Origin of the sequence: Frankia sp. CcI156, from assembly GCF_001983015.1 — a bacterium.
In the GTDB taxonomy this organism is placed as follows: Bacteria; Actinomycetota; Actinomycetes; order Frankiales; family Frankiaceae; genus Frankia; species Frankia casuarinae.
In genome coordinates this window covers 14,012-29,034 of the sequence record NZ_MOMD01000029.1, presented here as the reverse complement: position 1 = coordinate 29,034, position 15,023 = coordinate 14,012, and the positions used below count along the sequence as shown (strand labels likewise).

At 67.4% G+C, this 15,023-nt stretch carries 14 protein-coding genes; 9 read left to right on the top strand and 5 right to left on the bottom strand.

The features are described from left to right. Window positions 1-10: 10 nt before the first annotated feature. Complete coding sequence (locus CcI156_RS12360) at window positions 11-1,189, top strand: PHB depolymerase family esterase (RefSeq protein WP_011434548.1); 1,179 nt, start codon at window positions 11-13, stop codon at window positions 1,187-1,189. A gap of 28 nt (window positions 1,190-1,217) precedes the next feature. On the opposite strand, the gene CcI156_RS24080 is transcribed toward CcI156_RS12360, so the two are convergent. Beyond that, window positions 1,218-1,901 carry a hypothetical protein gene (locus tag CcI156_RS24080; protein ID WP_083718476.1) on the bottom strand — a complete coding sequence of 228 codons (684 nt, stop codon included), beginning with the start codon at window positions 1,899-1,901 and terminating at the stop codon, window positions 1,218-1,220. A 1,087-nt stretch (window positions 1,902-2,988) separates the two neighbouring features. On the opposite strand from CcI156_RS24080, the gene mscL reads away from it, so the two are divergent. Together mscL and CcI156_RS12345 are read left to right on the top strand one after the other, a co-directional pair. Continuing rightward, a complete protein-coding gene (gene mscL / locus CcI156_RS12350; protein WP_076805783.1) occupies window positions 2,989-3,384 on the top strand; it encodes a large conductance mechanosensitive channel protein MscL in 396 nt (131 codons plus the stop codon). A gap of 735 nt (window positions 3,385-4,119) precedes the next feature. Next, the gene (locus CcI156_RS12345; RefSeq protein ID WP_371681800.1) at window positions 4,120-5,268 is read left to right on the top strand and encodes a S1C family serine protease; all 1,149 of its coding nucleotides are present in this window, start codon (window positions 4,120-4,122) and stop codon (window positions 5,266-5,268) included. A 1,053-nt stretch (window positions 5,269-6,321) separates the two neighbouring features. Here the strand turns inward: CcI156_RS12345 and CcI156_RS25630 are convergent. Continuing rightward, window positions 6,322-7,044, bottom strand: a complete 723-nt coding sequence (locus CcI156_RS25630) for a hypothetical protein (protein ID WP_023840608.1) — start codon at window positions 7,042-7,044, stop codon at window positions 6,322-6,324. A 547-nt stretch (window positions 7,045-7,591) separates the two neighbouring features. Between CcI156_RS25630 and CcI156_RS12335 the strand changes: the two genes are divergently transcribed. Continuing rightward, window positions 7,592-8,962 carry an HNH endonuclease signature motif containing protein gene (locus CcI156_RS12335; RefSeq protein ID WP_023840607.1) on the top strand — a complete coding sequence of 457 codons (1,371 nt, stop codon included), beginning with the start codon at window positions 7,592-7,594 and terminating at the stop codon, window positions 8,960-8,962. A 122-nt stretch (window positions 8,963-9,084) separates the two neighbouring features. Continuing rightward, complete coding sequence (locus CcI156_RS12330; RefSeq protein ID WP_076805777.1) at window positions 9,085-9,441, top strand: hypothetical protein; 357 nt, start codon at window positions 9,085-9,087, stop codon at window positions 9,439-9,441. On the opposite strand, the gene CcI156_RS12325 is transcribed toward CcI156_RS12330, so the two are convergent. Next, window positions 9,420-9,755: a type II toxin-antitoxin system VapB family antitoxin gene (locus CcI156_RS12325; RefSeq protein ID WP_035729259.1), complete on the bottom strand. Its 336-nt coding sequence runs from the start codon at window positions 9,753-9,755 to the stop codon at window positions 9,420-9,422. The genes CcI156_RS12330 and CcI156_RS12325 overlap by 22 nt on opposite strands. A gap of 324 nt (window positions 9,756-10,079) precedes the next feature. Here CcI156_RS12325 and CcI156_RS12320 point away from each other — a divergent pair, with 324 nt between their 5' ends. The 3 genes from CcI156_RS12320 (at window position 10,080) to CcI156_RS12310 (ending at window position 13,336) form a co-directional block, all read left to right on the top strand. Beyond that, window positions 10,080-10,262, top strand: coding sequence for a hypothetical protein (locus tag CcI156_RS12320; protein ID WP_076805776.1), 183 nt, complete (start codon window positions 10,080-10,082; stop codon window positions 10,260-10,262). A gap of 133 nt (window positions 10,263-10,395) precedes the next feature. Further along, the gene (locus tag CcI156_RS12315; RefSeq protein WP_011434540.1) at window positions 10,396-11,643 is read left to right on the top strand and encodes a pyridoxal phosphate-dependent aminotransferase; all 1,248 of its coding nucleotides are present in this window, start codon (window positions 10,396-10,398) and stop codon (window positions 11,641-11,643) included. A gap of 61 nt (window positions 11,644-11,704) precedes the next feature. Then, window positions 11,705-13,336, top strand: a complete 1,632-nt coding sequence (locus CcI156_RS12310) for a hypothetical protein (RefSeq protein ID WP_254847395.1) — start codon at window positions 11,705-11,707, stop codon at window positions 13,334-13,336. Here the strand turns inward: CcI156_RS12310 and CcI156_RS26860 are convergent. Both CcI156_RS26860 and CcI156_RS27735 read right to left on the bottom strand, forming a co-directional pair. Further along, complete coding sequence (locus CcI156_RS26860; RefSeq protein ID WP_235187072.1) at window positions 13,278-13,697, bottom strand: hypothetical protein; 420 nt, start codon at window positions 13,695-13,697, stop codon at window positions 13,278-13,280. The genes CcI156_RS12310 and CcI156_RS26860 overlap by 59 nt on opposite strands. A gap of 375 nt (window positions 13,698-14,072) precedes the next feature. Continuing rightward, window positions 14,073-14,168 (bottom strand): hypothetical protein, encoded by a 96-nt coding sequence (locus CcI156_RS27735; RefSeq protein WP_023840601.1) that lies wholly within the window; start codon window positions 14,166-14,168, stop codon window positions 14,073-14,075. Between the two features lie 274 nt (window positions 14,169-14,442). Between CcI156_RS27735 and CcI156_RS12300 the strand changes: the two genes are divergently transcribed. Beyond that, entirely contained in the window at window positions 14,443-14,952 is a 510-nt protein-coding gene (locus CcI156_RS12300; RefSeq protein WP_369807835.1) for a Fur family transcriptional regulator, read from the top strand. The last annotated feature ends 71 nt before the right edge of the window (window positions 14,953-15,023 follow it).

Here is a 15,023-nt window from a genome sequence, read left to right as displayed (position 1 = left end):
GCGCGTCAGAATGGCCCTCGTGCCAGCCGTCCGTCGCCGCCGCGTCGCCGCGGCCTGGCTCCTCGCCCTCCTGGTTCCCCTTCTGCTGACGACGTCCGGCTGCGGCGTGCTGGAGGGTCCCCGACGTGGTCATGTGGTCCTGGCCGCCACCCCCGCGCCGACCACGGGTCCCGATGCATTCGAACGCTCCGGACGGGGCGCCCACATCCGGGTGACCCTGCCCCCGTCCGACGCCCCGAAGCCCTATCCCCTGCTCGTGGCGCTGCACAGCCTGTACTACGACGGCACGGATCCCGAGCAGCACTGGGACCTAGACGGCCTCGCCCGTACCGCCGGCCTCGCCGTCGTGTACCCGGACGGCCTCAACAGGGCATGGAACGCTGGAACCTGCTGCGAACCCGCCGTGACCAACCATACCGATGACGTCGGCTGGCTACGCGCGTTGATCGCGCATCTCAGCGAGCACTACCCGATCGACCGGAACAGGGTCAGCCTGATCGGTCTGTCCAACGGTGGCATGCTGGCCTACCGGTACGCCTGCGAACACGGAGACGAACTCGCGGGCATCGCCGTCGTGGCGGCCAGCCGTCAGGTGTCGGACTGCCATCCGGGCGCCCCACTGACCGTCGTGGACGTCCACGGCGGGGCGGACGGCCATATCCCCTACCAGGGGACCCCCTGGTCGCCGGTGCTACGGACCGCGATCACGTCGGTCGAGGAGAGCATGATCCCGTTCCGGTCGGTGGATCGCTGCCCCGTCCCGAGCCGGCCTACGGACACTGTCCTCACGGATTCGGCCGGCGTGCCATGGCACGCTCCGGTGGCATCACCGTCCGCGCTGAGCGTTGGAACGGATGCGGACGTGGCCGCGCCCGTCGCCGTGCCCCCAGTGCACCCGGCAAGCGCGCCGGTGAACCCGGCAAGCGCGCCGGTGAACGCCGCCCCGCGGGTCCTGATGCCGAGTGCCGTCCCGGGTGTGCCCGCGAATTCGACCGCAGTGACGTCACCGGCCGTCGCCCTGCGCAAGGAGACCCCCTGTGCCTCCTCGGCCCGGGTCGTGCAGTTCCTGCTGCCCGCCTTGGCCCACGGCTGGCCGGCCGTCTCCGGACCGGCCGCCTTCGCCACGGGCAGGGTGATCTGGAATCTGCTGGCTCCGGCCCGTTCCGCGCGGCCCGGCCCACGGATGTGACCCATGACGGCCAGCCGGCGGGGACGGATCAGGCCGGCGCGAACGACGACCGCAGTGCGCCCATCAGCGTGTTGAGCGACGCCAGGACGTTGGTCGACACTCGCGCGATGAGCACGTACACGGCACCGGCCACCGACACCGTGCRCATGAGGTAGGAGACCCGCTGCCCCTCCCGGTCGTACGAGCCGGCAAGTTCCTGGGTGGGCTGATCGCTGGTGTCCGTCGCCGGACCGGAATGGTCCCTGGTCAGACCGGGGACCGTGTTGAACTCGGCGGACTGGACCTGCGTGAGCGCTGCCACCGGATCCTGCACCGCGACCCGGGCCACCCCGATCATCTGCGGTCCGTACTCCGAGACGGTGCCGGGCTCGCCGTAGAAGATGCCGGTGTTGTCGCGCCGCTGCTTCCACACGGGCGGGTGGGAGAAGGTGGCCTTCTGCACAGTGTCGGTGAACGAGGTCCAGTCCGCCGGCACCGCGATCTGGCCCGCAGCCGCCTGACCGCCAGCTGCCTGACCGCCAGCCGCCCCTGTGCTTGGGCTGGGCGCGGCCGCTGCGGGGCCGCCGGACGATGCTGCCGTCGGCGCCGGGACCGCATTGGCGGTCCGGCCGCTGGGCCGGACCTTTTCCCAGACGGCACCGGCCCCGACGCCCACCCCGAGTGCCACGGCCAGCACCACCAGGGCCACCCCGACCCGATGCAGGAAAGGCATGGTGTCGGAATCACGATCTCCCTGTCGGGAATCGCGAGCGTCGTCATCGTCGGGGAAATCGGCTGTGCCCGCGGCGGAGGCCAGGCTCCCCGAGCGACGCGCCGCGACCCGCTGATCGGCTCCGAACCGCGCCGGACTCGGCCGGCTCCGCCCCGCGCCCGGCGGGTAAGCCTCGGGCCGACCGGGCCGACCGGGCCGACCGGGCCGATCAGGATCGGTGCGGTCGGCATGGCGTCGGTCGAGTCCGAGGTCGTCGCCGGCATCCCTGCCGTAGGGCATCCGCGGGCCTGTTCCACCGTCTCTCATCCCGGCGCCGCCGGTCGGCGGACCGCCTGTGGAGGCACCGTCGGCCCGACGTGTCGGCATCGCCGTTCTGGCCCGCGRCAGACCGACCTCATTCTGCCGATCCGGTCCACCTCGTGGAGCCGACCTTCCATCGGTAGCCCATCCGGGTGGTCGACGCCCGGGAGTGGAACCGGGTGCGGGTGCGGGAGTGGGAGTGGAACCAGGAACGGCTCGGGACCGCGGGCTCTCAGCCCGAGCGGTCCGAGCGGTCCGAGCGGGCGGGACGAGCGCCCGGCGCATCGAGGTGCCGGTGGACGGGGAATCGATATCCTCGGGCTGTATCGAACTGCCCTGACGTGGACTGCCATGGCCGGGATCGCCATGGCCGGGATCGCCATGGCTCGCCGGTACCGGGTGGTAGGGCCCGGTCACCGGGCCCGCGGCGTCATATGGCCCGGTCGGAGGGYCGTAGCCGCTAGGCCGCGGATCCGGCCCCGCTGGTTGGTACGGCTCCATCGAGGGACCCCTGCCGCTCCCCTGATAGTAGGGAGACTGCCGGTCGTCGTCGTCCCACTCGGTCCGTCGCACACCGTCCGTCACCAGACGACCTCCGATCCCGAGCTCCGCTTGCGTCCACCCGTGCCACCGGTGTACCACGGCGTTGCGTCGACGTTGCGCGAGCTTAGTTGACAGTAGCCCCCCGAAGGCGTAAAGGGATCGGCCAGGCACCTCGCCGGTCACCCACTGATCTGCGTCGATATCCTCCCATGTCATCAGGCACATATTTCAGGGGGGACGCCACATGAAGGGCTTCAGGCAGTTCCTGATGCKAGGGAACGTCGTCGACCTGGCGGTCGCGGTCATGGTCGGCACCGCCTTCACCGCAGTGGTGACGTCGCTGGTGAAGACCATCTTCACCCCGCTGATCGCCGCGATCTTCGGCAAACCCGACTTCTCGGCCCTCACCTTCACCATCAACGGCAGCGTGTTTCGGTACGGCGAGTTCATCAACAGCGTCATCGCATTCCTCTCAGTCGCTACAGTGATCTACTTCGTGGTAGTACTCCCCCTGAACACCATCAACGAGCGGCGGACGCGGGGGCAGGTCCCGCCGGAGGAGGACCCGGCACTCACCGACGAGGCACGCCTGCTCACGGAAATTCGTGATCTACTGGCGGAACACCGTCCCACCGGCTGACCCAGCTGACCCAGCCGGGCCGGGCCGGGCCGGGTCGGCCCGGGTCGGGCCGACCCGGCGCGGCGCGGCTCCACGCCGGATCGCTTACCCGAACGTTGGTCGGCATTCAGGAATCGCTCAGGCTTTCAAGGGAAAGTGCCTACCATGACACCGCGTCTCCCCTTCAGCAGTAGCGCCGAGGCCGCCCCCGGGGGCGGCGGCAGGGAGGGGTCCGGCGCCGGGCATGACTCCCCCTCCCCCTGGGCTCCGCCCATCGGCAGCGCGGCCGGGACACCAGCCGGCCAAGCTCACCCGGCTGGTCCCGCCAGCTCCGAACCCGACCTCCCGGCGGGCCCGCCTTCCCGTCCGCCCGGCTCGCCGTACAGCCAACCGCCGGCGCTGGGGCCATCCTCCGGCCAGCATCCTCAGTATCCGAATCCCCATCCMCCGCATGGGGATCCTCGTCCGTATCCGGATTCTCCGTACCCGGCCGGGCCGTCCCAGGCCAGCCAGCAGCAGGCCGCGTTCTCCGCGGGAAGCCCACCTCCGGCGGCGCCGCCCGGCGGCCCGTGGGGACCACCTTCAGGCCCGCCACCCAGTGGTCCCGCTGCCCCGAGAGCTCTGAACGGCGCGGCCGGCCCCGCGGGCCCCCCCGCGGGACCCCCGACCGGAGGGCATTCCTGGGGACCGCCGTGGAGTTCCCCGAGCGGCGCCGGCTCGCCACCCGCCCAGGACCTCTACGGCAACGGGACAACCATGGCCGCCTCGCCGCCTTGGCGCCGACGGCGGCTCGTCGCCGCCGGACTCGCCATTGCCCTGGTCTCAGCTGGTGTAGGTGGCGGTGTCGGAGCGCTGGTCGCCGATAACAACGGGGGGCAGACCATCGTCACATCCGCCGGTCTGCACAACACCGTGGACAGTTCCGGTGGAACGTCGCCGGCAGCCGCGAACACCGTGTCGGCCGCGGCGCAGAAGATCCTGCCGAGTGTCGTGACAATCTCCGAGGAATCGAGCAGCGAGTCGGGCACCGGCTCCGGCACCATCATCCGTTCGGACGGGCATATCCTGACGAACAACCATGTGGTCTCGGGTGCCGCGAACGGCGGTTCGCTGACGGTCACCCTGCAGGACGGTCGTACCTTCGATGCGCAGGTCGTAGGCACGGATCCGAGCTCGGACCTCGCGATGATCAAAATCAATGCCACCGGTCTCACTGCGGCCACGTTCGGCAATTCCGACACGCTGAACATCGGGGAACTGGTGGTAGCGGTCGGCAGTCCGCTCGGGCTGAACGGTACGGTCACGTCCGGCATCGTCAGTGCCGTGCATCGCCCGGTGCGCACCGGGGATTCAACCGTGCGGGATCARCAGAACACCGTGCTCGACGCAATCCAGACCGACGCATCGATCAACCCCGGTAACTCCGGTGGTCCGCTGGTCAACAGTCGCGGCGAGATCATCGGCGTGAACAGCGCGATCGCGACCGTGGGTGGTGGAAGTCCCTTCGGTGGCGGCCAGCAGTCCGGCAACATCGGCGTCGGTTTCGCTATTCCGGGCAACTATGCCGAGTCGGTGGCCACCCAGTTGATCTCCACGGGAAGCGCCCGGCACCCGTACCTGGGCGTCAGCGCCTCYACCGCGGAGGAGAACACCCGCTCCACCRCCTCCAGCGGCAACGGTGCACAGATCCGCTCCATGGTTCCGGGTGGACCCGCCGAAAGGGCCGGCCTTCGCACCGGCGACGTCATCACGAAGGTCGGCAACCGTGCCGTCAACGACGTCGACTCCCTCATCGCGGCGGTCCGGTCCCACGCCATCGGCGACGAGGTGGAAGTGACCTATACCCGTGATGGACAGAGCGGCACCGTCAAGGCCCGGCTCGCCCAACAACCACCGGCATCCTGAGCTATGTCCCGACCCGCAAGAAGCATGGTGCCATCCGGCGGAAGGCCGCGAATGGCCGGTCCGGTTCCGAACGCCGGTTCCGCCGAATTGGTGACAGATTTCGACTTATACTCATTGAAGGCAGATTCGTCCATGGCGGATTGGTCCCGTCTCCGACGGGACATGGCCACCCTGCCGTGGGACCTACCAGGCAAAGTAACCAGCCGTAGTCGATGAGGATCAAAGTGCGACGGCATCAGTAGTCAAGCGTTATCGACTGTCGAATCGGCGACAACAAAATCTTCACGACGTTCACCCGCTGCGGGGGACGAACTTCTAGCATTGGGACTGCCTCACCGGGCTACCGATGGGGCGATGCCGGCCCGTTCCGGGGCCGCCGCTAGTCCCCGGGGAGAAGCTGAGTATGGACGACGACGCGGACCTGGTGGCCCGTGTCCGACGTGGTGACCGACAGGCGTTCGACGATCTCTACGATCTGTACGCCGATGATGTCTTCTCGATGTGCCTGCTGATTCTGGGCGATCCCACCGTGGCCCGCGCAGCGGCCGGGACGGCGTTCGCCCTCGTCGCCCGCACTCGTCTAAATCCTCTGAGCGATCCCACCCGGCTGCGGTCCTGGCTACTCGAGCTTGCTCGAGGAAGCGCTCTGGCCTGGTCTGGATCGCCCCAGGCGCGCAGCATCCCGGTACCCCATGGAGTCTCGCCCGAAGAGCTCCTCGCCGGTGCCGTGGTTCCGGCGCCAGCGAGTCTGCGGGTCGGCCTCGCGCGCACCTTCGATCGCGCCGCTGTCGCGGCTGTAGCCGCAGCCTCAGCCGCCAGTCGGCGGGCAGCGGCAGCGGCAGCGGCAGCGGCAGCCGATACTGAGAGCGAAGTCGGCGAGACCACCAAGGAGACACCGAAGGTCAATCTCGTCAAGGTACCGACGGCTCCACCCAGCGGTGACAGGTACGCCGACGCCGAGAAAACCATCATCGCCGCCACCACGCACTCCGTGCGTGTACTCCCGCTCATGCGCATGGACTCCGACAACGACCTCACCGACGCACCGCAGACTCATGCTGGCCGCGGCAGCGCGGGATGGCGCAGGCGGTCGGCGGTGGCAGTCGCCGCGGTGACGGCCATCGCCGTCGCCGGCCTCACGGCGGCCATGAACTGGCCCACCTCCGATGCCCAGCTGCTGTCGGAGGACGAGCCGAATATCACGCAGGTGACGCAGGGGCAGGTGACGCAGGCACCGACCCCGGACGCGATACGTCCGCCCATGCCTGCGGCCGCACCCAGCAATGCGGCCGCGACGTCCTCGACAGTCGTCCCGACGGTTGCCGGAGCGTTTACCAGCCGGGCTGCATCGCCCGGAGGCTTGGAACCACACCTCATGGAGCCCATCGCGCGACAGGTCAGCAAGCCCTCGCCCTCCGCCACCCACCGTCCCGACCCTGCTTTTGTCAAGACGCCTGCGACATCGCCTCCGTCCTCGCCATCCACCGCCCCGGCGCCACGCACGCCGACGACGGAGCCACCGACCACGACTCCTACACAGCCGCCAACCACGGCTCCATCGCCAGCCAGCAGACCCACGACGGCACCCACCAGCACCCCACCCTCGACGACACCGACCGGGGTGGACGCTCCGACGCCGACGTCCCCGCCGAGTGGCAACCCCGGGAGCCCAAGTACCGGACCTGCCCCCAGCAGTTTCTCCACCGGAGGGACAAGTTCACCCAGCACGGGCGGCTGGATCACCAATACGATCACAATACCGCTGCCCATTTTCATCTAGTCTTCTCTCTCTAGTACACATTGCACAACAATGTGGGTACGGGCATACTCAAAAGCTGCCAGGTCGAGAGACGTTAAAAGGCCCGAGATCCGCCGAGTGCCGATACTCGGCCTAGAAGGGACTGCGGTTCGGTCCCGGACCCGTCGGCGCCATAATCACGCATTGCCCACGCAGGGTCCCCGGCCCCGTTCTCCGCCAGTATGTCGAAAAGAAATATGCCGCAGAGTTTCTCGCCGATGAGCTGGCATAATTGGCTACCTCTCACGGAAGATCATCACCGTGTTCTGGCTGTGCTCGCGTACTTGAAATCCCGCGCACTTGAAAGGATGACAGGAGCCAACCGAACACATGGTCGATTCTGCGTCACACTCGCCACGGCGTCAACCCCTACGCCCGTCGAGGAAGACCGCACCGCGGAACAGCGCATGACTTGCGGCTGTGGCGACCGCATMCTCAAGCAAACAGAATTCTCGATGTCRCCCCCGCTGACGATCTATAACGCGATCTACGCTGAGATGGTTCGCCCACCAGACGCGGTTGACGATGGTCCCATCGCGCGCCATAATCGAACACATGTTCGGTAAAGATCTGGAGACGGTTCCCCTCCCTGCCCTCGAGACGGAACTCTGCAGCTGGGCGGGTCGACTGGCTGCCGCCACCTGCCGTTGGCTGATTCTGCTCGCTGCCTTCGATCGCCGCAAAGGTTGGTCCGCCAGCGGCATGCCGACCTGCGCGCACTGGTTGTCCTGGCGGTGCGGACTCGGACTTCGCGCCAGCTACGACTACCTTCGAGTCGCCCGAGCACTAGARCTCCTTCCCCTCATTCGCGAGTCCTTCTCCAAAGGAGAGATCTCCTATTCAAAGGTTCGGGCTATAACACGTGTCGCCGAGCCGGAGACGGAAGCAAGGTGGGTTGAGCAGGCCGCACAGTGCACAGCGCAGAAGCTCGAGAGACTCGTGTCCTTGCATGCCAAAATCAATCATGATCAAAAAGATGAGAACGGGGGGCGCGACGAAGATGGCCCGAACAATACGCGGTGCTCTTGGCGGTGGAACGAAGATGGAACATTTTCACTGTCCGTCCGCCTCGATCCAGCCCGTGGTGCGATCATTGAGAGCGCTCTCGTCATGGCCATGTCAAGCCTGCACGACTCCCGAGACTCTAACCGGGAAGATTCTTCCACGACATCCGATGCCGAGGGCTCGATCAATGACACCTCGATAACACACGCAGGTCCTGAGATGAAAGCCGATGCCTTGACGGCTATGTCCGAATCTTTCCTCTCCACCGGCGCTCCCACGCTGATGAGCTCCACATCTCACACGATAAATGTACACATAGATATTGATACACTTATCGGTTCAAGCCGAGAGAACCATGGATCCCCCCTCCAGCGACATGAAGGGAATGGACTGAATACCCGAAGGTGTGATATGAAGGACCATATCCCCGTTCTACCGAACGTCGTTCGAAGACTGTCCTGCGACAGCCTCCTTCGGACACTTATTATAGACTCCAAGGGAAACCCTCTCATGCTGGGTCGCACCCGCCGAAACCCAACCACGAGATTGCGGCTAGCAATTTATGCACGCGACCGAGGGGTATGCCAGTATCCGGGCTGCCATCATACCCGCTGGCTCCAGGTACATCATATGAAGGAATGGGCATCCGGAGGCGGAAATACAGATCTTGATAATCTCGTTCTGATCTGCTCCCTTCATCATCGGACTATTCATGAAAGGCGGATTGTTCTGCAGCGCGGACGCGACGGTTCGATTGTCGCCCGCCATCGTGACGGAACGCTGATGCAGCAGGCGCCACGGCTGCATCTGGGTCCGGATCTGTTGGAGCTCCTCAGCGATAACACCTCAGCCGCGCCAGCTGAGACCGTCCCGACAAGACGAGTAGCCTGAATTACCCCCAGGGGGTATGGACATGATCCAAATGTCTGCCTCGGCGTACCGCGACCCGATGGGGGGGGGACACGAGAGCCGATGCTCAGCTACGAACGGGATGCCCGTAGGCTCCCAACCTTGTGAGCCCCATCCTCGCGCCCGGACGAGCTGGGAACTTCATCCGAGCCCTGTTCATCATCCTGCTGCTTGTGCTRCTGATGCGGACGGTGTATCTGATGTGGTTCTTCCGCACCCCCGCGTGGACATCACGACCGGACGAGATCCGCTACTGCGGCGGATGGTACAAGCGTTCAGACGAGCTGGACATCGCAGGAAGCCGTGCAYGCCAGATGGCAGGTGGCAGCCTCAAGGAGGTCAGGCGGTCACCGGTGTTCCGCCCGATCATGGCGTACCGTCCGACATCAGACTGTCCGCGCTACCTCTTCGCCAGGGTCGGCAAGGACGTCTTCGTCATCTACCGCGCCGCCGACGACTGAGCCGGACCGGTCAGGGCCGGGCCGGTCAGAACGTAGACGCGGGCGTGTATGGACGTGCGCTGCTGCAGCGCGGCCCGTACAGCACGGTGCAGGCCATCCTCCAGGTAGAGGGCTCCGTCCCACTCGACGACGTGAGGGAAGAGGTCACCGTAGAAGGTCGAGTCCTCATCGAGGAGAACATCGAGTGCGAGCACTCGCTTGGTGGTGACGAGCTGGTCAAGCCGAACCTGGCGAGGGGGAATGGCCGCCCAGTCCCGCTGGCCAAGGCCGTGCTCGGGGTACGGGCGACCGTCTCCGACCAATCTGAAGATCACCGGCACCTCCTCCTCGAGGGCGAGACATTCTCCGACCACGACAGCCTAGAATCCCCGCCCCTCCTATAAGACCCCGGTGGCCCCGCAGCATCGAGCCGCGTGGACACCCGGACCACGGCTGCAGGTCAGATGCCCCCAGYTGGCACCCCTTCTCCCGATCTCACAGCCAGGCATGACTTAAGTAAGCTTAACCTGATGCCAAGGAGATTCCATGGACGACGTCGTGCTCTGCCCGCCTCCAGACGCCGGTCGACGCATCGACCTCTCCACGTGTGCGCTTGCCGAACCGGATCTGATCAGTGCGTATTCACCTGATCTCACCAGATGCCGCAGCTTGCCCGGCACGGGAAACCTGCGGCGACCGGTGACAAGATTGCCGGAGTGCAGGTGACCGGAGTGCAGGTGACTCCAGCTCCATCACAGGTCAAGATCGGTCTCATCGATACGATCGATCTCAAGGCGAATATCGTCAATCTTCGTGCCAAGGAGYGGCACGGCTCTCGGTGACCGGACAGGGATCAGCCGATCAGGCCGGACGAGCACGCAACCGTCGAGTTCGGAGTCACTCCCTCGGGGTGAACTCGCCGGCACGCCGCCGACCGGTCGAAAATCCGCTGGACAGCCCACCTACCCTGGGCAGATGGAGTTCACCCAGTCCGACAAGCTCGCCGACGTCTGCTACGACGTCCGTGGGCCTGTCCTCGACGAAGCGACCCGGCTGGAAGCTGCGGGGTCGCGCATCCTCAAGCTGAACATCGGCAATCCCGCGCCGTTCGGCTTCTCCGCACCGCCGGAGGTACTCGAGGCCGTCGTGGCAAACCTTGCGGATGCACAGGGTTACAGCGACTCCAAGGGACTACTCGCCGCCCGGGAAGCGGTCGTGCGCTATCACCTCCGCAAGGGGGTCACCGGCATCGACCCCGGCGGGGTCTACCTCGGCAACGGCGTCTCCGAACTGATCATGATGTCGTTGCAGGCGTTGCTCAACAACGGCGACGAGGTGCTGCTCCCCGCGCCCGACTATCCACTGTGGACGGCCGTGGTCAGCCTGTGCGGTGGCCGGCCCGTGCACTACCTCTGCGACGAGTCCGCCGGCTGGGCGCCCGACCTCGACGACATCGCCGCCAAGGTCACMCCGCGGACACGAGCGATCGTCGTCATCAACCCGAACAACCCGACTGGTGCCGTCTACGACCGGCAGGTGCTGGAGAACATCGTCGAGGTYGCCCGCCGCCACCACCTGATGCTGCTGTCCGATGAGATCTACGACCGGATCCTCTACGAGGACGCCGAGCACATCGCGACCGCAGCGCTCGCGCCGGACCTGGTCTGCATGACCTTCAACGGGCTGTCGAAGTCCTATCGGCTGGCCGGGTTCCGGGCCGGGTGGATGGTGATGTCCGGTCCGCGCGGCCACGCCTCGAGCTACATCGAGGGAGTGAACATCCTCGCGAACATGCGCCTGTGCGCCAACGCGCCCGGGCAGTTCGCCACGGTCGCCGCCCTCACGGAGGACGGCGGCGCAGGGGACCTCGTCCTGCCCGGCGGCCGGCTGCGCGAACAACGAGACACGGTCGTGAAGCTCCTCAACGACATCCCCGGGGTGTCGTGCGTCCCGCCGCGGGGGGCGCTGTACGCCTTCCCCCGGCTGGACCCCGCCGTCTACCCGATCCGGGACGACGAGCGCTTCGTCCTCGATCTGCTGTTGGCCGAGAAGATCCTGCTCGTCCAGGGCAGCGGCTTCAACTGGCCGCATCCCGACCATGTCCGGATCGTGACCCTGCCCGCGGTGGACGATCTCACGGACGCCATCGGCCGGATCGATCGCTTCCTGGCCTCCTACAAACGCCCCTCCCAACAACAGTGCCCCTCCCAACGACGGAACTGACGGAGCAATCGACACCATCGGGGAGGTTGTCCACAGGACGCCAGTGTCCTGTGGACAACCTGTGGAAAAMCGGCATGGCGACGTCCTGCTCGTGGGTCTACTGGTCGCCGCCACGATCGGGGTGCAGATCGCGCTGCGAGCCCGGATCGATCGTCCGCTCTGGTACGACGAGCTGTGGCGCCCGCACTTCGCGGGGGAACCGTGGCCGACGTTCTGGTCGGAGCTGACGGCGGCCAACACCCCGTCCTCGGTCGGCTCACTGGCACTGACCCGGCTGACCGGGACCATCCTCGGCTGGCACAGCTGGTCGCTCCGGCTCGTCGGAGCGGGAATCTGGCTACCGCTTCTCGCTACGGGCGGCTTCCTGCTCGCGCGGCGGTTCACCGGCCGGGTACCGGCCGTGGCCGCCACGGTGACGACCGCCCTCGCCGGCACCGTCGTCGACACCGGCACGCAGCTCAAGCCCTACGTCCTCGATGCGGTGGTCACCCTCGCGGTGGTCGCGCTGTGGACGGGACAGGCCACGCTCCCACGCCGGACCGCGGCCGGGGCGCTGGCGCTGCTGTCGCTGCCAGCGGTGTTTCTGCTGGTTCCCCTCGCTGGCTACGACCTGGTCCGCGCGGTGCCCCGACGCACCGTGGTGCGCACCGCCGGACGGGTGGGCCCCGCCCTCCTCCTGACCGGCACCCACATGATGATCTTTGTGGCGCACCAGTCCAGCCAACGGGCGAGCCATTTCTGGGACGATCACTTCCTCGCCGGTCGAGGGATCCTTGGCGGCCTGCGGTTCACGCTCGAACAGACCGGCGCGATTCTCGGTGGCGTCCCGCCCGGGATCGACCGTTATGACCCCAATCTGGTGCACTCCCTCCTCGAGGGGCATCGCCTCCCGACGCTGCTCGTCGGGACGGCCACGGCGGTTGCGCTGGCGCTCGGAGTCCGGGTACTGCGCCGGCGCCCCGACGGGATGATCCTTATCGTCGCCTTGGTCGGCGCCGAACTGCTCCAACTCGCGGCCAGCGCCGGACGCTACTGGCCCTTCGGGGCCTGTCGGACCAACCTGTTTCTGGTTCCGTTGCTCGCCATCATCGTCGCGGTCGGCGTCGCCGACCTGGCCCGCACGGCCCAGACAGCCAGGCTGGTTGGGCCGGCGCGGCTTCCCGCGGCCGTCGGCCTGATCGCGCTGGCGGTGATGCCGGTCTGCGCGGTCGGYGGGACCGTCACGCTATGGGACGAACGCCACGATCCCCGTCCGATCGAGGCCATGGTCGACGCGACGATCGCCGCCCGCGCCGAGTATCGGGCGGGCGATCTCGTCATCGTCGGCGGCCGACTGGCACGGGCGGGCTGGCTCTACGCCATGGACCTCAGCGACGACGCATCGTCCGGGGAACCGCCGGTCGGGCCCCGGGTACCCCGATCGGCGACGACCTTCCTGAGCGTGATCGGGAAGGACGGCGCGGACGGCGCGGACAGCGCGATCCGCAGCCGCCCGCAACCGCCGAACCGGATCCTGCTGTTCATCCTCGCCTACGACCTCCGGGGCACGGCCGCCGAACTCGCGTCCCTGCGGCAGGCCGGATGGTGTGAGCAAGAGATCCGGACCTTTCCGCTCACCGGCACCCTGCACGGCCTCACCCGCTGCGCCCCGACGCCGCGGGGGGACTCGCGGTCGCCATCGGCTGTCCGATGAGAGCGGCCAGTGCCCCCCATTCCCGGTCACCGTCCGCCAACGACGCCGCGATGCGCTGCTGCAGCACGCCGACCTGGATCCGGGTGCCATCGAAGAGCTGCTTGCAGGACGCCGCAGCGGCGGCGTAGTCCCTGCCGCCGGCATCGAACCGCGCCTGCGCGGCCACGGTCGGCGGCACCGGCGCGGTCAGCGCCGCCTGCGTGTCGGTGCCGAGGGAGACACAGACGGGCTGCAGGGAAGCGCCGTCCTGGGCGGCCAGATACGCCCGGGCCGCCGCGACGTCCGTGGCGACCCGGGCCCGCAGACCCTCGCTGCCGTGGTACCAGGAGGCCAGCTCGGCAGAGTCGTTCGCGGTGGACACAGAATCGCCAGCGGTGGACACAGAATCGCCAGCGGTGGACACAGAATCGTTCGCGGTGGACACAGAATCGCCAGCGGTGGACACAGAATCGTTCGCGGTGGACACAGAATCGCCAGCGGTGGACGTGGGCAGCCCGGACGCCGGATCCGCACCGCCCGCCAGGGTCGCCGCTCCCCCGCCGATCACCAACACGATCGCGCCGAGGATGGCGAGCCGACTACCGAGGGGGTTCTGGAGCGGATCCGGWTCCCGCAACCACCCAGGTCGGYCGCTACGCCCCGCCATGCATCCCTCCGTCCTGGATCTACTCTGGGCGAAGGTTATGCCTCGGAGTGTTGCAGATCATCGGTGGGTGCGACCGTCAGCGTGCGGCCGTCAGCAGTTGGCGAGTTCGGGTTTCTGGTTGAGCACCTGCGCTCCGATCGAGACGAAACGCCGGTACTGCTCGCCACCGGCGGAGTCGTGCCACACCCAGCGCCTCCGAGATGAAAACCATTTTCAATAATGACAAACGGACGCGTGCCCATTCCCATCGACAGGCACGCCCAGCGCGACGAGGAGATGAGAAAGTGAGAACGTGGCCCGTACACCCCAAGAAGCTCATGGGTCCGAGCCGACCCCACGGCTGGCGCGCACCCCGGGCGGGACGGACGGCACAGTCGGGATGAGAGGCACGGACGGTAAGGGCGCCTCCGGCAACAGACTGAACCGACCAGACAGCCTGAACGGCGGCGAAGGGAGCAACGTGAGCACCGCGGGGAACGACACCAGGTCGGCCGGCGCGGGCCGGCCGGCCCGCGACCCCTGCAACCATCGGGATGAGACGGTGGAGCGCCGTCCGGCGCCGAGCCGGGGGACGGCCGTGCGTGCCACCCGGCAGGGCGACGCCGTCTCCGCCGCGCTTGCCGAGACCGACGCCTTTACCAGCGCCCAGGATCTKCACGCCCGGCTACGGGCGCAGGGCGCCGCGGTCGGGCTCACGACAGTGTACCGCCATCTGCAGGTGCTGGCCGACCGCGGCGAGGTCGACATGATCCGCCGGGACGACGGTGAGACGGTCTACCGGCGCTGTGCCTCCGACGACCATCACCATCACCTTGTCTGCCGCTCCTGCGGCCGGACGGTGGAGATCGCCGGACCGGAGATCGAGGCGTGGACCGCCAAGGTCGCCAACGCCGAGGGATTCGTCGACGTCGTGCACACCGTGGAGATCTACGGCACCTGCACCATCTGCGCGGCCCGACCAGCCACCTGAGCGAGGTTCCCGGCGGAGCACAGTGCGCGCGGCGGAGCACAGTGCGCGCGGCGGAGCACAGTGCGCGCAGC